Below are 19,094 nucleotides of genomic sequence, written 5' to 3'. Positions count from 1 at the left end.
TGGGAATATCGAGTCCACGGGTCGCGCTCGACTCAATGAGCAGAACCAGCCAGCATCACCTCCAGCATGCAACGAATCCCATACTGATCGGCGCGAACACCCCGCTGCGATACCTGAAGACTGCCTGGAATCTGGCGCCATAACCCCAACAGCCCCTCTGGACCGGTTATCAGTTGGCGCAGATTGCGATAGGAAGGAAGGTCCGATACCAGAAAATCGATATCAACGGACTCGCGATACTCCTGATAGCGCAGCGCAATGGCAGTGCCCCCACCAAAGAAACACTGCTGCTCACGCAACAAGGCCGAGTCCATATTCTCTAGCACCAGGGCAATACGCTGGTGGTGCGGTCGCTTAAACATCCCCGCCTCCCCCGCCGAATACCTGGCGCAAAGCCCTCATGAGAGCTAGCTCATCCGGCTGGGCTTTGTCCAGATCGGCATGACGCCAATTACGCTCGTAGATATCCCAGGCTTCCTGTGGAGTCAGGCTATCGGTTCCCTGCACCTGCCAGGCGAGACTTTTCAGAACCGGATAAGCCAACAGCGATATGCGAACCGGAATGCTCGCCTGCATCTGCAGACCAGGCGCCTCAACGTTCGAGGCCTCAACCAACTCAAACTCCAATCCCAACGCAGCCACAACCTTCAGATAGGCCGCCATGTTCACCGAAGCCTCTCCACGCTCTATCCGGTGCAAGGTAACCCTGGAAATACCGGCCGCCTCCGCCGTCACAACGGCACTGACCCTCAGCGCCTTACGGCAAGCACGTATCTTGCCACCCAGGCGAGCAGCCCTCACTGCAATCTCAGAAGGGAGCGTGTCTGCAGCCATATTGTCACCCTTTAAAAGCTGAATCTCATTATGTACTTTTACCGCAATTTGTAAATAATAAGAAACATACATAGAGCCGAAAAAAAAGACTTCATCCAGACTGAAGTCGTCCCGTACGCCCGCCGGGATCGCTACCGCCCGAGTCTGGAGTACCTGCTGCTGGACGAAAACGCCTACGCCGATACACCACTGCCCGAAGTGCGCAATCTGGTCTCGGCCCTGTTCAGCCTGGAAAACTGCCGCAGCCCCGAGGACATGCAACACTTGCTGGAACGTCTGATAGACTGGCTATCGCTACCGCAGCAACTTACCCTCCATCGCCACTTCACGGCCTGGCTCAAGCGGGTGCTGCTTCACGAACAAACCGAAACCCGCCTGCAGCAGGCAAGCGGTGCCGATGAACCTCAACAGCGGCGGAATCATGTCGAAAAACCGGCGCTGGCAATACCAGTACACTGTCACAGAGGACGTTTTCGACTTCATCGAGCAAGCCCAAGCCTTACTGAAGACCAACACACTCTGAACGGCCCTCCGAGTTGGCGAGCCCCGCTCGCTGACAGAGTCAACCTGCCAACCACATCACACCCCGCCGCATTGATCCTGTCCATATCCCATCACTCCTGCAATCCTGCACTCACATACCGCCCATCAAGGAAGCGCTATGGCCCACAGCCACGATCAGAACTTCAAGAATCTGATCCTGGACTATCCCCGGCAGGCGCTGGAGTTCTTCGCCGCGCAGGAAGCAGTTGGTCTGGATCAACAGGCACGGATCACCCCGATCCGTCAGGAACAACTCAAGGAACGCCTCGGCGACCATTTTCGCGCACTCGACGTACCGCTACTGGTCGAATGGCCGGACGGACGTCGGGAGACACTGCTGTTCGTCATCGAAGAGGAAACCGACCCCAAACGCTTTTCCATCCGCAGGCTGGCCCACTACTGCCTAGATCTCACCGAATTGATGAAAACCGACCGGGTAGTACCAGTCGTGGTCTTCCTGCGCAACAGCAGGCATATTCCAAAACAGCTGAAACTGGGCGGTGACCGTCATACCTATCTGTCTTTCCACTATCTCAGCTGCGAACTGGCCAGGCTGGATGCCAACGACTGGCTGCACAGCTCCAACCTGGTCGCCCGCCTCAACCTGCCCAGTATGCGCTGGCAGCAAGAGCAGAAGGTGAATATATACGCCAGCGCAGTACACGGCTTACGGACACTGGAGCCGGATATTGAGAAGCAGCTCAAGTATCTGGACTTCATCGACATCTACACCGCACTGGATGATAATGAAAGGCGCGAATATCAAGAGCGTTACCCGCTGGAGAGCAACAAGATGACTCAATTTAAAGAGCGCTATCAGAGTGAAGGCGAACGCAGCCTGCTGTATCGTCAACTGACTCGCCGCTTCGGCCCACTGGACGACTCCACCGAAGCCCGCTTGCAACAGGCAACCACAGCCGAACTGGAACGCTGGGCCGACAACATCCTCGAAGCCCGTACTCTCGAAGAAGTATTTACCCTGCACTGAGCCATTCGATGAGTGGCTCATCCCCTGGGTTGGCGAGCCCCCCGCTCGCCGACAGCCCTCAGCTGCTCAGAATCACAAGCGTAGCGCAGGCGCGCTACACCCCAGGACCTGCCGCAAGCCTCTCCACCCAGGAACCTCAAACACCAGCTCACTGCCCTCCCAAAAAACAACAAACCCCAGCCAAAGCCAGGGTTCATCAACACCACAACCGACTCACGACTCCCTACTTCGGCTCAATCGCATCCCACCCTTCCTTGATCTCCTCCAACAACTGCTGCACCTCGTCCAGCGACCGCGGCGTATCATCCAACGCCACCCCGGCCAGCTTGCGGGTCATGTAGTCGTACAGGCCATCCAGGTTCTCGGCAATCTCACCACCCAGCTCCTTGTCCAGCGACGCCTGCAGCGCACCGATGATGCTGATGGTACTGCTAACCGCCGTCCCGCGCCGCTCCGTATTACCGGCTTCCTGCGCATGCCGCGCCAGCTTCAACCGCTCGATGGCACCGGCCAGCAACAACTGCACCGCCCGGTACTGGGACACTTCCTGCGCCAGGTTGACCTGCTTGTAGGTATCGATGGGGCTTTTCATGGTTATTTCTTATCCTGTCTCACGACGCCCGGCAGGCTGTCGAGTTGGGCGGTCAGGAACGAACTGGTGCTGCTCATCTGCGACACCAGCGCATCCATCGCGTTGAATTGGGCGAACAGGCGCGACTCCAGCTTGCCCAGGCGGGTAGTCAGCGCCTCGCGCTGATCATCCACGCTCGACAGCGTATTCTGCAACGCCTTGGTACGGTTCTCCAGAATGCCGCCGGTCTCGGTAAACGGCTTGATCTTGTTGTCCAGACGCGCCATCAGCCCCTGGTCGCCGGTGAAGAAGCTGTTCACCTGCTCGAAGTTGTTATCCAGCGCCTTGTTCAGCTTGGTGTTATCCACCGCCAATTTGCCGTCACGCTGGGTACTGATGCCCAGATCCGCCAGAATACGGATACCCTCACCACTGGCCGGCGACCCCAGCTCACTGCGCATCGCACTCATGAACGAACGCACCGAGGAATCCCCCACCAGCGCCGCCGCCAGTGGCTCACCATCATCACCGCCCACCGACACCACGCTGGTCAAGGCGTTGACGCTGTCGAGCATCGCGTTATAGGCATCGACAAAATCCGTGATGGATTTACGCACCCCGGCCTTGTCCTCGGTCACACCGAGCTTGATGGTCTCGGCATTGGTCAGTGCCTCGGCGGTCTGCGCCTTGTTCAGCGTCAGGGTCACACCCTCGATAGCGTCATCGACCGTATTGCTTGCACTGCTCAGGTTGATGCCATCCACCGCGAAATTGGCATCCCGCGAATAACTGATCACCCGCGCAGCACGGGGATTCTCCGCATCCACCGGAGTCGGCTCGAAGCCCGCCTCGGTACCCGACGGCGGCGCAAACGCCAACGCATTCAACTCACCAGTGCCGTTCGACACCGCCACGCTGATGTCATTGCCGGTGCCGGACTTGTCCGAACTCAGCACCAGCCGCGAGCCACCTTCACCATTCGGATCGCTGACGATGGTCGCACTCAGCCCCAACTCCTTGCCCGCCGCATTGATGGCATCACGGATATCGGTCAGGCTGCCGTCAGTCACATCAATATCCAGCGACTCCTCACCGACATTGATGGTCAGGGTGCCACTGCCAATCGCATCGCTGGCATTGTCGAACCCGGCCAGCGCCACCTTGCTGCTCTGCGCCAGATTGAACACCTGCACGTTATAGCTGCCGGCCACCGCCTTGGAGTCCGCCGTGATGCTGACCAGATCACTGGCACTGGAAGTGGCGCCGCGCTTCTCGAACAGGGCCGGATCATTCAATTTGCCGAGCGCGGTCTGGAAGGTCGACAACGCACTGCGAAACTGCCCCAGCGCCGACACCTTGGTGGTGGTCGTCTTCTCCAGCCGATCGAGCTGCGCCGTCTTCGGGGCCGCTTCCGCGTTCACCAGCGCACTCACCATGCCACTGATGTCCATCCCCGAACCGATACCGGTAATCGCCATGATCCTACCCTCTGCGCCCGTTTATTGACGCTTCGCTACTGAATTGAACACTCCAGCCAATAAAGCACATATCGTGCCACCATCCCACGCGCTCGCTTTTCTCCCCTCTCCCCTCGCGGGAGAGGGGCCGGGGGAGAGGGGGATCCCTCTCAAACCTCAGCACTAAACAACAAACTCCGAATCTCCGACAAATTCTCCGCCAGCCTCACCGCCTCCTCCGACGGAATCTGCCGAATCACCTCACCCGAGCCCCGCTCGGTCACCTTCACCAGCATCCGGCCGCTATCATCATCCAGCTGAAACTGGATATTGTGATGCGCCGCCTGCACAAAATTCTGCATCTCCTCCACCGCCGCCAGCAACTGCTCGCGATCCGGCTCGGCAATGCCCTGCTGCTTCAGCTCCTCACCCTGACGGCTATCTACCGCCACAGTCGAAGCCGCTGCACCCACATCATTCGTTCTGGAAACCGGAGCACCTGGCCCCAGGCTACCCCTGTTACTGAGTGTTCCCATATCCATGGTTTTTCCCTCGCACAGGACAAGGCGGGAGAAGAGTCACCCCTTCCCCCGCCCGTCATACCGTCAGCTTACCTTAGCCCAGCAGGCTGAGGACCGCTTGCGGCAGTTGGTTGGCCTGAGCCAGCATCGCAGTACCCGCCTGCTGCATGATCTGGTTCTTGGCCAGGTTGGCGGACTCTGCAGCGTAGTCAGTGTCCATGACACGACCGCGGGCGGCAGAGGCGTTCTCAGCAATGTTCTGCAGGTTGCTGATGGTCGACTCGAAGCGGTTTTGTACCGCACCCAGCTTGGCGCGTTCGCTGTCGATCTGCTGCATGGCACCGTCCAGAACCGAGATAGCCTGTTGTGCGCCTTCGGCAGAGGTGATGTCCAAGTTGCTGACGGACGCTTCAACTACCACACCAGTGTGAGTACCTGCTGCATCAGTCAGGCCCAGCGCTGCCAGACCAGTACCCGAGGCGCCGTCGGTCAGCGTGAACGACTCGTTACCGGAGAACAGATCCAGGCCACCGTTGGCGTTGACACTAGCGCTGACACCGGTGCTGGCGGTGTTGATGGCGGTAGCAACGGCTTCCATATCACTGCCAGCAGCCAGCTTGACCTCGGTACCGTTCAGGTTGATCGAGGTAGACTCCTGCAGTTTGGCTGCGGTGGAGCCCGCTGTCAGACCCACAGTGCTCAGTGAACCAGCGACATCATCAGCCAGTTTGATGCTCTTGCCGTCGCCATTCTCGGAAGACAGCACCAGACGACCATCTTTCTCGGAGGCAGTGACACCAGTGTTGGCAGTCTGATCGTTGATCGACTTCATTACCGCAGCGATATCATCACCCTTGTTGAAGGAGATGGTGACATCGTTCAGTTTGAAGCTGCCATCTTTGGCTGCGCCGCCGTTGGAGGCTGCGCCCGCTTCGATCAAGCCCAGAGTGGTGGCATTAGCATCAATCAGGTTCAGCGCTTGGGATACAGCGTTATCAGTGATCTTAAAGTCAACTGTCGAGCTCAGGGACAGGCCGCCTTGATCGTTAACGGTAGCGGTTACACCTGTAGTACCGGTTTCAGCGTTGATCTTGTCGGCCACATCGGCCAGGGTGTCGCCCTCGGCCAAGGTGATAGCAGTGCTACCAATTATGAGATCACCTATAGCAGTACTGCCAGTGGCGATGGCAGCATCGCGCAGATTCTCAGTACCAGTGATGTTAGTTTGTGGTGTTGCATCGGCTACCAACCCAAGCTCTGTATTTGCTGTTTCGATAGTAAATGCCGAAGTACCTTGCAGTTTCAGACCGCCAGTTGCTGCATCAACGCTAGCGGTAACACCTGTGCTCGCTGATTGTTTATTGATCTGGTCGATGACGCCACCGGCGCCTTCAAGCCGGCCAGTTCCCCCTGCAGTCGGATTTATCTCAATAGTGGTTACAGTGCCCCCCACATTCAGTGCAAGCGTGCTGCCAGTTGTAACTGTATTCAATGTAAAGGCGCTCGCAGCTCCGCCATCAGTCGTAGCGTTCGTCGCCAGCCCCAGAGCCGCCGTATTGGCACCTTGATCAACTACGAAAGTATTAGCAGAGCTCAGGGTGATTTTATTGTCTGCGAAAGACGCTGTAACTCCAGTGGTGCCGCTCTGAGCATTGATTTTGTCAACCACACCCTGACGGCTGTCACCCTCTGCCAGATTAATGGCAGTGCCGTTGATCACCAGGCCTTCAGTTGCCGCAGTGCTGGTCAACTTGTCTTCACCGGCCCCTCCGAAAATCGGTGCGTTAGCGGCGATGGCTGTGCCTTCAACGCTAGCACCTGCCGAAGACACAGAAGCGCCGGTAGCAGTAGACGGAGCAAACTTGTTCGCGGCACCAGTTACCGAAGCACTCAGAGTGCTGACATCACCGGCTACTTTGGCAGAGCTGAAAGTGCCACTCAGAGCGGAGGCACTAACGCTGCTCAGTCCGAAGGACACAGTCTCGTTGGCGTTGGAGCCAATCTGGAAGCTGGTATTGCCCATGGAGCCATCCAGCAGCTTCTTGCCACCAAAAGCGGTGGTCTCGGCGATACGGGTCAGCTCACCGGACAGCGCGGAGAACTCCTGCTGCAGAGCCGCACGCTCGGAATCGCTGTTGGAACCGTTGGCAGCCTGCAGAGCCAGGTCACGCATACGCTGCATGATATTGGTCGACTCCTGCATCGCACCTTCAGCGGTCTGGGCAATGGAAACACCATCGTTGGCGTTCTTCACCGCTACGTTCAGGCCATTGATCTGGCTGGTCAGACGGTTGGAAATCTGCAGACCGGCAGCGTCGTCTTTAGCGCTGTTGATCTTCGAACCCGAAGCCAGACGCTCCAGGGAAGTGGACAGGTTGCTGGTAGAAGCACCCAGGTTACGCTGGGCGTTCAGAGAAGCAATGTTGCTGTTAACTGTAAGGGCCATGGGTAGTTCTCCGTGTGACCAAAATCAATGTTTGCCTGAGCTAGCGACTCATGGGCCGGCGTTGCCCAGGCACCCATAATGTTCGCGTTCAATCCCGTTATCGGCGCCCCTACCAAGAGCTTTAATCTTTTTTCAGAAAAATTTTCCCGGTGGGTTGACAGGCCCAAAAGCACCCGCCGCCAACACCCAGCGTATCGGACAGCCCTGCAAAACCTTTAGCCCCACCGCACTCGGGGTGTAGCGCCCCCGCGCTACGCCTGCGGCCTGGCAGGCCCCTCATGGACCTCCCTTGCCTCAAAAGCCATTTGGCTATAGCCTCCGAGATATTACTTTGAAATCAATGAACATTGGACGCCCGCGCTGCTCCCACGCATGATCCAGAGCCTGGGCAACCAGCTGCGCATCAGCGGCATCAGACATCGCCCAGCCGACCACACGACGAGTACACAGATCCAGCACCACGGCCAGGTAGCTCCAGCACTGCCCGGTCCAGATGTAGATGATATCGCCGCACCAGACCTGATTGGGGCGGTCGACAGCAAACTTGCGAGCCAGCAGGTTGGGGATGTCTGGCCGCTCAACTGTCGCTTGCTTGTACGCATGACGACCGGGCTGCTTGCACACAAGTCCCATTTCTTTCATCAGCCGACACACCTTGAAGCGACCAATGAGCACACCTTGTTCATTCAGCTGCCCCTGCAAGGTTCGACTGCCAGCCGAGCCACGGCTCTTGTTGAATTGCTGCTTTAGCCGAACCAGCGCGGCGTCCGTTCAACGAACCGACGCCGCTCCCGCTTGTCCTGAAGCACCTGTAGCTCAATATCACTGACCCCAGCCAAAAAGGTCCGAACTTGCTCAAGCGTGCTGAGACGGGCTGTATCCATGTCGATCACCATCTTGCAATGATCGCCCCCCCCCTTACACCGCACTCAAACTCATTTGCTGTTGGAATCACGTACCCTCGCCCAGGCTCCTTTGCCATTGGGTAAGACTCAGTCTTGACATGCTGTTTTAAGTTGGCGCATACTAATTCAGCCGAAGACCTGCTGCTGCTGCTTGGCTAGCCAAGGGGTGAAGACAATTTTTTTGTCGAGCCGTGGGACCTGAGAGCCAAGAATGCTAGGTTTTGAATCGCGAGTCGCTTGCAGGCGACTATCACGCTAGATTCAATCTATCGCGCTAGCTGCGCCCTAGTTTTTCGTGCCCTGCAAAAGCGGTATTTTAAAGAACATACAGCCTCTTAGGATATTTTTTATATCCTAAGAGGATACCTGCTTTTGGTGTGTGAAAATGACCTATCAAGATTACCTAGACCTTGTCGTCCAGACTGTTGCAAAAAATCTCAAGCCGGGCAGTCGCTATATCACAACAGCAGCACTTGGCGGCCTGTTGTTGAAAGCATCTCCAGAACAAAGCTGGAAAGCATTCGGCAAGCGCACTCTTTCAGAGCTTTTGGTGGAGCTTGAGAGCAGCGGAAAACTTACGCGCATAAAGACAGAGAAGGACGCATTAGCTGTTTCTCTTGGAGACGCAGCTTCTGTACCACCTGTTGCTGCTATTGAAAAATTCAATCCCCTGAGAAAGCCGGTATGGGATGCCTTTGTTTTACTAAGCCCCGAAGGTAAACGCTTCCTGAATCGTCAAAACGGGGTTGTTCGTGTAGCTCTTGATGTCGCGCCAACTCCTGCTGACGATTGGATTGAAATTCCCCGGATTAGTGTAGAAACCCAAAAAGAATGGGCTCGTGAATTCCTGTCTGAAAGACTTGAGAATGACGCCAACCTAGCTGTGCAGGGACTAGATGAAGATTGGCATCCTCAAGTATTTGTTCAAGAACTCAAGCACTCTGACGAGGCCACTGCCCATTTGTGGAATCAGTTCAGATCAGCGAAGGTTTCCGTAATAGTGCGAGATTGGCTGGAGCAGCACTCACTTTCTCATGAGTTGGCGTTCCAGTCTGGTGCTAGGCCGAACAGAGTAAGAGCTGCTACCGAGCGAACCAACGAAAACTATCAAGTGCATCGTTCAGAAGATGTGCGCCAAGTGATTTTGGCGGCATTGTCAAATCTCCCTCTTGAGAAACTTCTCGAAATCCCGATCCCGGCAGGGGTAATGCTGTCAGCTCTTTCTGATACCAAATTGCGCTAAGTGCGTATGGTGGCGCGAAAGAGCTATGGGAATTATTTATATTACCCACCCAGCAGATCAGTATGAGAATTCTCCTGCCGTGCTGGCTAATTTATGTCAAAGTCATCCAAAATGGAGCGGTGAATGGCAATTTCGCCTGCGTCCATATGAAACCAATGCTTCTCTAGTTGCCAAAGACTTCTGCTCAGTAATCCTCCAGTCTCCTGGCCCCATTGTTATGCTCCAGCCAGTGCAGGCAAAGACGCTTGAAGAAGTTCGCCGCCGCATTGGTAGCCGCCTACCCATTGTGGTTGATTATGTAGCAACAGCAGAGGCGCTGGAAGTTGCAATTGATACTGCTATCCAGCATTTTTTGAATGGAGAGCCGTTGCTGGCCCTGGATGTTGCCGTAGCCCTCTTGTTAATGAGAAAGCTCGACCAAGAGCGCATGTGGACGGGTAATGCGAAGGGTTATATGTGGGCAAGCGATATTCCCAAGGGACGAGGGCTGGATGTTAAGTATGAACCTCGAATTCCAAATATCCTAAACATTCTTCTCATGAATAAGTTGGTGGTTTATAAAACTAGTAAATCAAAAAAGAAATATGCGCTTAACCCTCAGCGTCGCGAGGAAATTTACGAGATTCTGAAATCCAGAAAACTCCCTCCGGATGTGGAAAGGCCTTTGTTGCGTCACCCAGATCGTGAAAGCGTCAGGGTTCTGGATATTCTTAGTTGCTACGATGATCCTTTGGATTAATTGCTCCAGGGATGATTTTGGATAGGATAAAGGGGTCAGGTACGAATGGCACTGCATTAAGCACCAGGCACCTGAAATACAAACAAAAAATCTGGCTCAAGGTAGTATGGTGAAAGCGACCAAACCTTTACCTGACAACACAAGAGCCAGCCTCCCGTGCATCCTGGCCGCCGATTCGCCCGTCATCAACAACAAGGTATCCGCCATTACGCCCAGGGACTTGATTCCCACGGTTTTGCAACCTGCTGACCGCCCCTGACATGCTCGATTGCGTAGCGTCTTTGCTCCCCGAGCACCGAGCAAGGCTGTTTCCGCCAACAGAAACCCTGGCCCTGTTTCTGGCTCAGGCCATGAGTGCAGACCGTTCTTGTCAAAAAGCGGTGAACGATGCGGCTATAGGAAGAAAAAGGGGTCAGGTACATTTTAGATGAGTCCTGAGCTGCTCGACTCTGTGGAATCCTTGCTGCCCGAGCATCGAGAAAGACTGTTTCCTCCAACAGAAACTCCGCCTCTGTTTCTGGCTCAGGCCATGAGAGCAGAGCGCTCCTGCCAGAAAGTCGTGAACGATGTCGCTATCAAGCGGCCAGCCTGTGGTCTGAAAAGCAACAGCACGCATACATGAGCTTACTGCCGGGCGCGATAGCGGTTGCCTGTCAGTATGGCCTCCACTTTGAGCCGGCAGGCCGGACGCATGATGACTGAGGAAGCGCCCGAAGCATGGCAGTGGCGCGGCAGGCCAGTACGTTTGGTGGATGGCGCCACGCCCCCTTTTTTGCTGCAAGGACGTTGCACCGTCGTCTATCTGGCACGCTGACTTGGCGCTTTACGACCGAGTAGCAGGCCTTCAGTGCTGAGGTCTTCATCGATATCAGGCGAGTGAATACCGTACCCAGCTCCAGCGAGCTCCCGATGATTGCGCTGTTCCGGTGTGGCATTAGCCAAGCGCGGATACCATGCCAACGGTACACCGATCAATCGGCCATCGAAAAAGGGGTCAGGTACATTTTACGCTTGGCACATTTACGCTGATCGGGTCGCGGTAGGAATGGCAGCCACCTGCCCCGTTTTTACTTGGGATATTTTTTACGACCTCAGTCGCTCCACCACTCGCGCCATTAAGTCCATACGTTCATGGAAAATTGCCACGATCAGTGCCGGTGTCTTCTCGCGTGGCAGACAAAATAGGTAATGGTGCTCACAGTGAGCCATGCACAGCTCTGGATATAGGTCGCTCATGTCCTGATACACCCCTTGGCGCGCTGCCAGACGGGACATGCCTTGCTCCAGTGCGGCGACATAGCGGCGTACCTGCGTATTGCCCCACTGTTTGCGTGTGTAGCGGATGATGCCACGCAGATCGTCTTCTGCTGCAGCGGTCAGGAGGTATCCGCGTCTGCTCAAGCTCGCCCACCTTCGGCAAGCTCATCATCAAGAATTTCGCTGACGCTTTTGCTCGACACCTTTCCTGCCAGCCCTTCATTGACGCGCTTGGCCAGGAGTGTTTTCAGCTCCTGCCATGCTTGATCGTCAGTAGGAAACAGCCTTTCGAGTGTGTACTGCTTGATCGTCTTGCCTTCCAAAGCGGCCATTGCCTTCAGGCTCTGGTGTTGATCAGCGGTCATGTCAATGGTCAGGCGGCTCATAGTACTAACTCCCAAAATTCACTGAACCCACATTACCACATTTAAGGGACTGTAGAGAAAAAAGGGAAAAGAGGACAGATGCATTAGTTCCGCTACAACGGTATGAAGCATTGATGAACCTACAAATGAGCAGGGTTGACTGCCTGATGATAGCGCAGAGCCCGATGAAATGGATGTCGGGGTCAGAGTAAATGGGCCTGTCAGATTTTTTGTGTTCGGACCTTTATGGCCCGTCATCCGACGAACCGGTGATTCACCAGGTTGGCCTGGTGAAACGATCCCCGTAAAGGATCGCAAATTGGTTCATGGCATTTTTCCAGTCATGTGCTGCCTTGCCCCAGTTGGCTGTGATATTACGAAGCCCGAGCCAGATCAGCTTGCTCGCCGCCTCGTCGCTCGGGAAGTGCCCACGTGTCTTGATGATCTTGCGTAACTGAGCGTTGATGCTCTCGATAGCGTTAGTCGTGTAGATAACCTTGCGGATCGCCTGGGGGAACACAAAGAACGGTATAACTCGATCCCAGGCCCGCCGCCAGGCAGCCACCACGGTCGGGTATTGCTTGCCCCATGGCCCAGCCTCGAACTCATCCAGTGCCTGCTCAGCCGCTTCAGCGTTCAATGCCTGATAGATCGGCTTCAACGCCTTGGCCAACCCTTTGCGTTTGTCCCAGGAAGCGTAGTTCAGGCTGTTGCGCAACAGGTGGACAATACAGGTTTGCAGCGTCGTTTCCGGGTAGACTGCCGCGAGCGCTTCAGCCATGCCCTTGAGGCCGTCCGTGACCGCGATCAGCACGTCCTCGACGCCTCGATTGCGCAGGTCGTTGAACACTTTGAGCCAGAACTTGGCACCTTCGGTGTTCTCGATCCAGATGCCCAGAATATCGCGTGTACCATCCGGTAAAACGCCCAGCGCCAGGTAGACCGCCTTGTTACGCACCATGCCTTCGTCACGGATCTTGACCCGCAGGGCATCGAAGAAGATAACCGGGTACATCGGTTCCAGTGGCCGCTGCTGCCAAGCGCCTACCTCGTCCATCACGGCATCGGTGACCGAACTGATGAAGTCATGAGAAACGTCTGTGCCGTACTGTTCGAGTAGGAACGCCCGAATCTCTCGCACCGTCATACCCCGGGCATACATGGCAATGATCTTGTCGTCGAATCCGGTGAAGCGGCGCTCGTGCTTGGGAATCAGGATCGGCGCGAAGCTACCGTCACGATCTCTGGGGATGTCCAGTTGCAGGGGACCATCGTCGGTCAGTACGGTCTTACCACTGGAGCCGTTGCGCCGGTTATCGGAACCCTCCGGGCGTTCAGCGCCGCAAGGGTAGCCAAGGTGATGGCCCAGTTCCGCACCGAGTGCGCGCTCGACCAACGCCTTCTTGAAGGCCATCGAGATGTCTTGAATCGCCTCGGCCGTCATCGGGCCTTTGACGAACTGCTCGACCAGTTCCTTCGGGATTGAGGGCAGGTCTTTCTTGGCCTTGTTGGCCGTAGTCTTTTTGCTTGGCATGTCGTGCACCTTAAACGCATCTGATGCCCGAACACAAAATTTCTGACAGTCCCGAGTAAATCTTTATGCCCGCTGTTCCAGGTACTCACTCAACGCCCTGCGGGTCAAATCATTCAGGGTAATGCTTTGCTTGGTGGCAGCCACACTGGCCGCCAAGTGCAGATCATGCCCTACCCTGACGTTAAATGAGCCCTTGCAGGGGATTTCAGGCTTCTGGCCGAGCCCCTCGCAGGTCTCCAGGTAGTCATCCACCGCATCACGGAAAGCCTGGGTCAGCTCGGCAACAGTCTCACCTTCATAGCTGACCAGAGCCCGGATGAATTGCAGCTTTCCAAACAGGCAGTTGTCTTCCGGGCTGGCCTCGATGGAGCCGTAGTAGCCCCGGTGCTGCAGCATGGTACTCATCAGATCAATCCTCCCGCTTTCAGTTGCTCTATCATCTGACGTTTCACGTAGGCTTTCAGCTCATTGCCAGGGTGCGGCCTATGCAGGTTTATCATGGCCTGCGGATTGCCGTTATCAAATTTGACCCGGCTGCCACTCCCCTCTAACTGGCGATATCCCAAGCCACCCAGCAACGCCGTCAGCTCCTGCCAGGTGAATCCGGCCTGCCTGTTCAGCAGCTTTGCCAGCAGTTTCTCTTGTTTGGACATCGCACTTCCTTTTTGCAACTTATTTTAGTCGCACATCAGGCTAGTATCAAGCTTGGAAAAAGAGAGCAGGTACGCTTGACGTCCATCACAGAATGAGATCGAGTCATGGCACCGGCTATTCATTCATGCCAAAATCGGACAACACGAGAACACGAGGCTTCTTTCATGAATCGTCAGAAAATTGAGGATGATGCTCTACATCTCCCGAAAGAGGAACGAGTTCAGCTGATTCGACGTCTAGTCTTGAGTCTGGAGTCGCCATCAAAAAAAGAGCTCAGGGCTGACTGGTTGCTTGAGGCTCGGCGTAGGGCGCGGGAACTCGACAGTGGTTCGCTTCAGGCTGTGCCCAGCGAGGAGGTAATGAGCAAGGCCAGAGCCCTGCTTAAATGACCCCGGAAAAAGGGGTCAGGTACGAATACCACCTACTTAAGGGGGTATTGCCCAGTACGCCGTCATCTTCGGCAAAGGCCGAAGATCCATCGCTCGGACTCAGCTGCTGTATGCCGGTAGATTCCCGGCCTTCGCCGAGAATGACGAGGTCATGGTGCGACTCTGCGCTCAGGGAAAGCTGGTGCGCATCGACCAGAAGGCCGTTAAGCAAGTGCCATTCGGGTCGGGTACATTTTCGGTACCGCAAGCGCCCTACCCCGCAGCCTGATAAAGAACAGAAGGGCCAAGTACAGCTCTTGGACAGGGAGACCGCTCAAAAGAATCCAGAAGCTGCCCCGCCCGAAATAGAGCAGAGATGTTCAGCCATCTGACTCGCCGTCAGGCGGGCCTTTGTGCAGCAAAAAGTCACGAGTCAAGGCGACTTTGCGCTTTGGCATATGCTTTGCCGCGCTCTCTTTTCCCGACGGCAATAACCATAACGGTTATCTCGGCCTCTAATACTTCATAGACCAGCCGGTACCCATTGGCCCTCAGCTTGATTTTGTAGCATCCGGGCATTCCCCTTAGCTTGGCTGCTTCAACCTTAGGGTTATCGAGCCTCTCCTTGAGCTTGTTCGCAAACTGTCGCTGAATGACCGGACCAAGCTTGTTCCACTCTTTTTTCGCAGATTCCTTGAATTTGAGTTTATACCTCTTACTGGAGGTTTCCTTGTTGGAGGAGCTCATCTATATCCACCTCGATCGCGGGTTCATCGCGGCGGGCACGAATGGTTTCTGCCAGACTCATGTCATCGATCATCTCAAGCATGGCCTCGTATACTTCCGGAGGCACGGCATAAAACGCCGGCTCGTTACGATTCAAGATCACGACAGTCTCACCATTTCCCTCGCGAAGAGTGCCCATAGGGTCTCTTTTCAAGTCTGTGACCGATGCAGCTACATCAGCCAAGACCGGGAATGTCATCGCCATAGAGTCCTCACTTTGCTTGTCAGCATCGTTTTCAGTGTCGTTCCGCATCAATTTGCTGCGCACTGTGCAGCAGGGCTATGCGAGCTGAAACCAATATACACCCACCAGATAGCACTGTAAACAGCACTCTTAAAAGCACCAAAAAAACATCATAAAGCGTCCATGGATGGGTTATGCGATGCCGCGCCAACCACGATTGGAAATCGTTGGGCTGCCACACCATATCGTGCAACGGGGTGTCGACCGACAGGCTGTTTTCTTCGATCATCGATGCTATCTGGAGTACCTGCATCTGCTTGACGAGTACGCAAGCCATCTGGAGATGAGCGTGCATAGCTGGTGCCTGATTACCAACCACGTGCACCTGCTGCTAACACCAAGCATCCCCGGCACGCTGAGCCGGGCGATGCAAAACCTGAAAATGTACCTACCCCCTTTTCTTTCGGCATGGTTCCACTTTAAGCCGGCAGGTCGGAGGCATTTTCCAAGTACAGCATCACAATCATGCAAGCAAGTTGTTGACGGAGCGGCCTCGCCTGTTAGTTTGACAGGGATTGCACCTATAGCACCTGGTGATATACTAACCCACAGGACAAGGACGTGGCATGCAGGTATTCAAAAACCGGGCATTCAGCAAATGGGCCGCTAAGGAGGGACTAAGTAACGAGGCTTTGCTGTGTGCAGTCGAGGAAATAACACAAGGCTTGGTGGACGCCGACCTAGGCGGTCAGGTATTCAAGAAACGAGTGGCTGTTGGTGGCCGAGGCAAAAGCGGAGGTGTCCGAACTCTGTTGGCGTACCACGCAGGCAACAGAGCCTTCTTCGTTTACGGCTTCGCCAAGAATACCAGGGCCAATATCAGCGACAGGGAGCTGAAGGCCTTGAAGCTGTATGCAGATATCTTGCTGAACTACAGCCAAGCCGAGTTGATAAAAGCCGTCAAACACGGCGTACTGACCGAGGTCGTTAACGATGGATAAATCAATCCTGGACACTATCCACGAAAGTGCCAAAGAGTTACACGACGCAGGCGTGATGAGCGACGTGACTCTACGCGAGTTCGATGCTATGTGTCTGCCACCTGTGCTGGTCTATACCCCGGAACAGATCAAAGGTATCCGGCGGAAAACCCGAGCCAGCCAAGCGGTATTTGCTGCCTACCTCAACATCAGCCCTTCCACAGTGCAGAAGTGGGAAATTGGCGGTAAGAAGCCAAACGGCCCCTCGTTGAAGCTGCTGAACCTGGTAGATAAGAAAGGATTGGACGCTCTGGCGTGAAAGCAAAGGGGTCATGGTCATAGGGTAAAAGCGGCCAAGCTATCACTCCGGGCCCTGGGCTATATCGGTGAACGGCTCCACGCTCTGGTGTTTGCTGAGACGATGACCGGCATTCGAGTCATCAGCTTTTGCAAGGCTAACAAGCGTGAGGTAATGCATTATGAATCGCAAACCTGACCCCGAGCGGCTCGATGCCGACAATCCCGAGTGGACTGCCGACGAAGTAGCCAGCGCCAAGAGTTTTTCCGACTTGAACGCCAGTCTGCGCAAGAAACTGCCTAGCCGCACCCACGGCCCACAGAAAGCCCCAACCAAAACCCAGGTATCCGTACGCTTGAGTACCGAGGTGCTCGACTACTTCAAAGCCGGCGGCAGCGGGTGGCAGACACGCAGATGGGTAGAGGTCGTTGCATTGAGCTTGGCATTTCGGGGATTCCACACTAAAATTAGCTAACAACATTAGTTCAAAAAGGTGATCTACCATGCACACGGAAACCGTCAACATGCACGAAGCCAAGACTAATCTGTCGAAGCTGGTCGATCATATCAGCACCCAGGGTGGCTCGTTCATCATTGCCAAAGCGGGCAAGCCTGTTGCGCGTGTTACAGCTATTGAGAAAAAACCCCGCACCGGGATGCTGCAGGGTATCTGTGAGATACCTGAGGATTTTGACAGCCTGATGGCGGATGAGATCGAATCACTGTTCACCGGTGGTCAATCGTGAGGTTTCTGCTTGATACGCACCTGCTGATCTGGGCGGCAGTCTCCCCCGACCGTTTGCCAGCCGAGGCTGCAGGCATTATCGAATCCCCTTCGAATGATCTGTATTTCAGTGCAGCCAGCATCTGGGAGGTAGCGATCAAGACAGGCAGCGGGGCCCTCCAGCTCGACCCTTCTGTGCTGCGCAGGGCGCTTCTTGACGCAGACTATCATGAACTGGCTATTACCAGTTCGCATACCGCACGGGTTATAACTCTGGAGAATCACCATAAAGACCCGTTTGACCGCATCCTCATAGCCCAGGCCATGGAAGAAGGAATGGAGTTGCTGACACATGACAGCACAGTGGCCAGGTACCAAGGGCCTATCCGCTTTACCTGACCCCCAGAAAAGGGATCAGCTACTGGGCAGAGGGCCGCGCAAATCACAGCGGTTGTACGCTGAGCAATGCTCCAATCAACCAGTGCAGTGAGGGTCGCAGCCGCTGTTAATTCGCCTGTCTGCTCGCGAGACGCTCTTTCTGCTTCCCGCGCCCGCACATGCTCCTTATACAGACCGAACAGAAAATCATCTTTTTCAAGCTAGGATATTTCACTGCAAACTCCTACCACATCACCACTCATCATCTCCATCCGGCCGCAACAAGCTATCGAAGGCACCCGGCGCCACCACAATCTTCCGCTTTTTTCTCAGCTTGGTCACCGCAGGATCAAAGTTCTGCAGGATGTTCTGGTGAGCTTCCTGCAGCCATTTTTCCGCTAGCTTCCACGCCTGGTCCAGCTGCTGCTCCACCTCGCTGAAGGCTCCCTCTATCTGCCGGCAGTCCGAGAGGAAATACCGCCAACGGGTGCGTTCAAGAGCCGCAGAGTTGTTGAACAGGAACAGATAATTCGCTTCCCCGTACTCGCTGGTATCCTTCATGAAGGCGGCAGGCGGTTGGCATATGAATGACTTGCTGAGTTCGGTCCAGCGCTGCTGGAGGTACTGGTACCATTGCTGTTTCAGCTCGTCGAGCTGCGGCTCCAGGCCGCCGGCATCTATCTGCAGATCCCAGAGCACGCCATCCTTTTCCTGCTTGCCATGGTTCTTTCCGTGAACATACTCATGGGGCACCAGGCGCTGGATCAGATCCTGCCCCTGTTCCTTGAGCTGATTCGTGATGTAGGTAGCCAGCGAACTGAGGGTGGCGTAGTACAGCTTTCCCTCGATGAGCAGGCGCGCCCAGCGGGGAAACCGCAACGCGTAGTAGTCCCGCTTCTGGTAGTCCTCGATCTCCCGACCGTTCACCTTCTCCTGGAACAGGTAGTCGTCAAAGTCATAATCACGCAGGGTGTCAAAACTCAGCAGGCTGACATGCTCGGCCATGGATTCGTTGAGCCAGATCATGTCTTCACCGATGCCGGCGGTGAGCAGTTTCGCCCAGTTGAGGTGCTCGAGTTTCTCCAGTGGCAGGCCGCGCCAGATATCGCGGGCGTTTTCAGTGGTGCACGAGATACCCAGCACCTCACCGAGCAATACGGCATCCACCCTGTTGCTGGCAGCCTCGTCCATGGTCGCACGAAACCGTTCCTGCTGATCCGCTGGCCAGGAGTGATAGAGCGGGTCTGCCGCCATCAGGGCCTTGCGCGCGGCTGCTTTTATTCCGTTGTCATCCATGAACGACACCATTGGGGTTGTGA

At 55.4% G+C, this 19,094-nt stretch carries 26 protein-coding genes and 4 pseudogenes; 12 read left to right on the top strand and 18 right to left on the bottom strand.

All coding sequences use genetic code 11. From position 1 onward, the window contains the following. Positions 1-32: 32 nt before the first annotated feature. From H6X51_RS00255 to H6X51_RS19910, 3 genes are read right to left on the bottom strand one after another with little or no spacing between them, the layout of a single operon-like run. Positions 33-314 carry a nucleotidyl transferase AbiEii/AbiGii toxin family protein gene (locus H6X51_RS00255; protein WP_221627143.1) on the bottom strand — a complete coding sequence of 94 codons (282 nt, stop codon included), beginning with the start codon at positions 312-314 and terminating at the stop codon, positions 33-35. Between the two features lie 40 nt (positions 315-354). Then, the gene (locus H6X51_RS00250; RefSeq protein WP_185265512.1) at positions 355-1,098 is read right to left on the bottom strand and encodes a helix-turn-helix domain-containing protein; all 744 of its coding nucleotides are present in this window, start codon (positions 1,096-1,098) and stop codon (positions 355-357) included. Positions 1,099-1,128: 30 nt separating this feature from the next. Then, on the bottom strand, positions 1,129-1,317 hold the full coding sequence (locus H6X51_RS19910; RefSeq protein WP_221627142.1) for a hypothetical protein: 189 nt from the start codon (positions 1,315-1,317) through the stop codon (positions 1,129-1,131). Between the two features lie 178 nt (positions 1,318-1,495). Here H6X51_RS19910 and H6X51_RS00245 point away from each other — a divergent pair, with 178 nt between their 5' ends. Next, on the top strand, positions 1,496-2,365 hold the full coding sequence (locus H6X51_RS00245; protein ID WP_185265511.1) for a DUF4351 domain-containing protein: 870 nt from the start codon (positions 1,496-1,498) through the stop codon (positions 2,363-2,365). Between the two features lie 223 nt (positions 2,366-2,588). Here H6X51_RS00245 and fliS read toward each other — a convergent pair whose 3' ends face one another. The 5 genes and pseudogenes from fliS to H6X51_RS00220 form a co-directional block, all read right to left on the bottom strand. After that, complete coding sequence (gene fliS, locus H6X51_RS00240) at positions 2,589-2,957, bottom strand: flagellar export chaperone FliS (protein WP_185265510.1); 369 nt, start codon at positions 2,955-2,957, stop codon at positions 2,589-2,591. A gap of 2 nt (positions 2,958-2,959) precedes the next feature. After that, positions 2,960-4,414, bottom strand: a complete 1,455-nt coding sequence (gene fliD, locus H6X51_RS00235; RefSeq protein WP_221627141.1) for a flagellar filament capping protein FliD — start codon at positions 4,412-4,414, stop codon at positions 2,960-2,962. A 149-nt stretch (positions 4,415-4,563) separates the two neighbouring features. Then, complete coding sequence (locus H6X51_RS00230) at positions 4,564-4,935, bottom strand: flagellar protein FlaG (RefSeq protein WP_235991183.1); 372 nt, start codon at positions 4,933-4,935, stop codon at positions 4,564-4,566. Positions 4,936-5,008: 73 nt separating this feature from the next. Further along, entirely contained in the window at positions 5,009-7,360 is a 2,352-nt protein-coding gene (locus H6X51_RS00225; RefSeq protein ID WP_185265509.1) for a flagellin N-terminal helical domain-containing protein, read from the bottom strand. Between the two features lie 333 nt (positions 7,361-7,693). Beyond that, positions 7,694-8,119: pseudogene (locus tag H6X51_RS00220) on the bottom strand (DDE-type integrase/transposase/recombinase); the annotation flags it as partial. Positions 8,120-8,650: 531 nt separating this feature from the next. Between H6X51_RS00220 and H6X51_RS00215 the strand changes: the two are divergent. From H6X51_RS00215 to H6X51_RS19975, 4 genes and pseudogenes are all read left to right on the top strand, one after another. Beyond that, the gene (locus H6X51_RS00215; protein ID WP_185265508.1) at positions 8,651-9,508 is read left to right on the top strand and encodes a hypothetical protein; all 858 of its coding nucleotides are present in this window, start codon (positions 8,651-8,653) and stop codon (positions 9,506-9,508) included. Between the two features lie 25 nt (positions 9,509-9,533). After that, a complete protein-coding gene (locus H6X51_RS00210) occupies positions 9,534-10,247 on the top strand; it encodes a hypothetical protein (protein ID WP_185265507.1) in 714 nt (237 codons plus the stop codon). A gap of 156 nt (positions 10,248-10,403) precedes the next feature. Next, positions 10,404-10,651, top strand: a pseudogene (locus H6X51_RS19980) (IS4 family transposase); the annotation flags it as partial. Between the two features lie 23 nt (positions 10,652-10,674). After that, positions 10,675-11,010 (top strand): annotated as a pseudogene (locus tag H6X51_RS19975) (IS4 family transposase); the annotation flags it as partial. A gap of 35 nt (positions 11,011-11,045) precedes the next feature. Here H6X51_RS19975 and H6X51_RS00205 read toward each other — a convergent pair. The 6 genes and pseudogenes from H6X51_RS00205 to H6X51_RS00180 form a co-directional block, all read right to left on the bottom strand. Next, positions 11,046-11,225 (bottom strand): annotated as a pseudogene (locus H6X51_RS00205) (DUF2442 domain-containing protein); the annotation flags it as partial. A gap of 105 nt (positions 11,226-11,330) precedes the next feature. Continuing rightward, complete coding sequence (locus H6X51_RS00200; RefSeq protein ID WP_185265505.1) at positions 11,331-11,648, bottom strand: type II toxin-antitoxin system RelE/ParE family toxin; 318 nt, start codon at positions 11,646-11,648, stop codon at positions 11,331-11,333. After that, positions 11,645-11,890, bottom strand: coding sequence for an antitoxin (locus H6X51_RS00195; protein ID WP_185265504.1), 246 nt, complete (start codon positions 11,888-11,890; stop codon positions 11,645-11,647). Before H6X51_RS00195 ends, H6X51_RS00200 begins: the two co-directional genes overlap by 4 nt. A 253-nt stretch (positions 11,891-12,143) precedes the next feature. Beyond that, positions 12,144-13,403 (bottom strand): IS256 family transposase, encoded by a 1,260-nt coding sequence (locus H6X51_RS00190; protein WP_185265503.1) that lies wholly within the window; start codon positions 13,401-13,403, stop codon positions 12,144-12,146. Positions 13,404-13,466: 63 nt separating this feature from the next. Beyond that, positions 13,467-13,808: a type II toxin-antitoxin system HicB family antitoxin gene (locus tag H6X51_RS00185; RefSeq protein ID WP_185265502.1), complete on the bottom strand. Its 342-nt coding sequence runs from the start codon at positions 13,806-13,808 to the stop codon at positions 13,467-13,469. Continuing rightward, on the bottom strand, positions 13,808-14,056 hold the full coding sequence (locus H6X51_RS00180) for a type II toxin-antitoxin system HicA family toxin (RefSeq protein WP_185265501.1): 249 nt from the start codon (positions 14,054-14,056) through the stop codon (positions 13,808-13,810). Before H6X51_RS00180 ends, H6X51_RS00185 begins: the two co-directional genes overlap by 1 nt. A 105-nt stretch (positions 14,057-14,161) precedes the next feature. On the opposite strand from H6X51_RS00180, the gene H6X51_RS00175 reads away from it, so the two are divergent. Further along, positions 14,162-14,446, top strand: coding sequence for an addiction module protein (locus tag H6X51_RS00175; RefSeq protein ID WP_328795596.1), 285 nt, complete (start codon positions 14,162-14,164; stop codon positions 14,444-14,446). A 405-nt stretch (positions 14,447-14,851) separates the two neighbouring features. Here the strand turns inward: H6X51_RS00175 and H6X51_RS00170 are convergent, their stop codons facing one another. The 3 genes from H6X51_RS00170 to H6X51_RS00160 are packed head-to-tail and all read right to left on the bottom strand — an operon-like array spanning position 14,852 to position 15,684. Next, a complete protein-coding gene (locus H6X51_RS00170) occupies positions 14,852-15,172 on the bottom strand; it encodes a type II toxin-antitoxin system RelE family toxin (protein WP_185265499.1) in 321 nt (106 codons plus the stop codon). Beyond that, positions 15,141-15,410 (bottom strand): type II toxin-antitoxin system Phd/YefM family antitoxin, encoded by a 270-nt coding sequence (locus tag H6X51_RS00165; RefSeq protein WP_185265710.1) that lies wholly within the window; start codon positions 15,408-15,410, stop codon positions 15,141-15,143. The genes H6X51_RS00170 and H6X51_RS00165 overlap by 32 nt, the downstream gene beginning before the upstream one ends. A gap of 37 nt (positions 15,411-15,447) precedes the next feature. Beyond that, positions 15,448-15,684 carry a hypothetical protein gene (locus H6X51_RS00160; protein WP_185265728.1) on the bottom strand — a complete coding sequence of 79 codons (237 nt, stop codon included), beginning with the start codon at positions 15,682-15,684 and terminating at the stop codon, positions 15,448-15,450. Here H6X51_RS00160 and H6X51_RS20395 point away from each other — a divergent pair. The 6 genes from H6X51_RS20395 (at position 15,583) to H6X51_RS00130 (ending at position 17,796) form a co-directional block, all read left to right on the top strand. Beyond that, complete coding sequence (locus H6X51_RS20395) at positions 15,583-16,065, top strand: transposase (protein ID WP_407925923.1); 483 nt, start codon at positions 15,583-15,585, stop codon at positions 16,063-16,065. The two genes, H6X51_RS00160 and H6X51_RS20395, sit on opposite strands and share 102 nt — an antisense overlap. Beyond that, positions 16,022-16,396: a type II toxin-antitoxin system RelE/ParE family toxin gene (locus H6X51_RS00150; protein WP_185265497.1), complete on the top strand. Its 375-nt coding sequence runs from the start codon at positions 16,022-16,024 to the stop codon at positions 16,394-16,396. The genes H6X51_RS20395 and H6X51_RS00150 overlap by 44 nt, the downstream gene beginning before the upstream one ends. Then, entirely contained in the window at positions 16,389-16,694 is a 306-nt protein-coding gene (locus H6X51_RS00145) for a helix-turn-helix domain-containing protein (protein ID WP_185265496.1), read from the top strand. Before H6X51_RS00150 ends, H6X51_RS00145 begins: the two co-directional genes overlap by 8 nt. Before the next feature lie 160 nt (positions 16,695-16,854). Next, on the top strand, positions 16,855-17,148 hold the full coding sequence (locus H6X51_RS00140) for a BrnA antitoxin family protein (RefSeq protein WP_185265495.1): 294 nt from the start codon (positions 16,855-16,857) through the stop codon (positions 17,146-17,148). A gap of 28 nt (positions 17,149-17,176) precedes the next feature. Beyond that, positions 17,177-17,419, top strand: coding sequence for a type II toxin-antitoxin system Phd/YefM family antitoxin (locus H6X51_RS00135; protein ID WP_185265494.1), 243 nt, complete (start codon positions 17,177-17,179; stop codon positions 17,417-17,419). After that, on the top strand, positions 17,416-17,796 hold the full coding sequence (locus H6X51_RS00130; protein ID WP_185265493.1) for a type II toxin-antitoxin system VapC family toxin: 381 nt from the start codon (positions 17,416-17,418) through the stop codon (positions 17,794-17,796). The genes H6X51_RS00135 and H6X51_RS00130 overlap by 4 nt, the downstream gene beginning before the upstream one ends. A 231-nt stretch (positions 17,797-18,027) precedes the next feature. Here H6X51_RS00130 and H6X51_RS00125 read toward each other — a convergent pair whose 3' ends face one another. After that, positions 18,028-19,071: a hypothetical protein gene (locus tag H6X51_RS00125; RefSeq protein ID WP_185265492.1), complete on the bottom strand. Its 1,044-nt coding sequence runs from the start codon at positions 19,069-19,071 to the stop codon at positions 18,028-18,030. Positions 19,072-19,094 lie beyond the last annotated feature (23 nt).

The organism is Halopseudomonas xiamenensis (genome assembly GCF_014219065.1).
Lineage (GTDB): Bacteria > Pseudomonadota > Gammaproteobacteria > Pseudomonadales > Pseudomonadaceae > Halopseudomonas > Halopseudomonas xiamenensis.
Note: the sequence above shows the minus strand (reverse complement) of the source record. Positions and strands in the feature narration are given on the sequence as shown.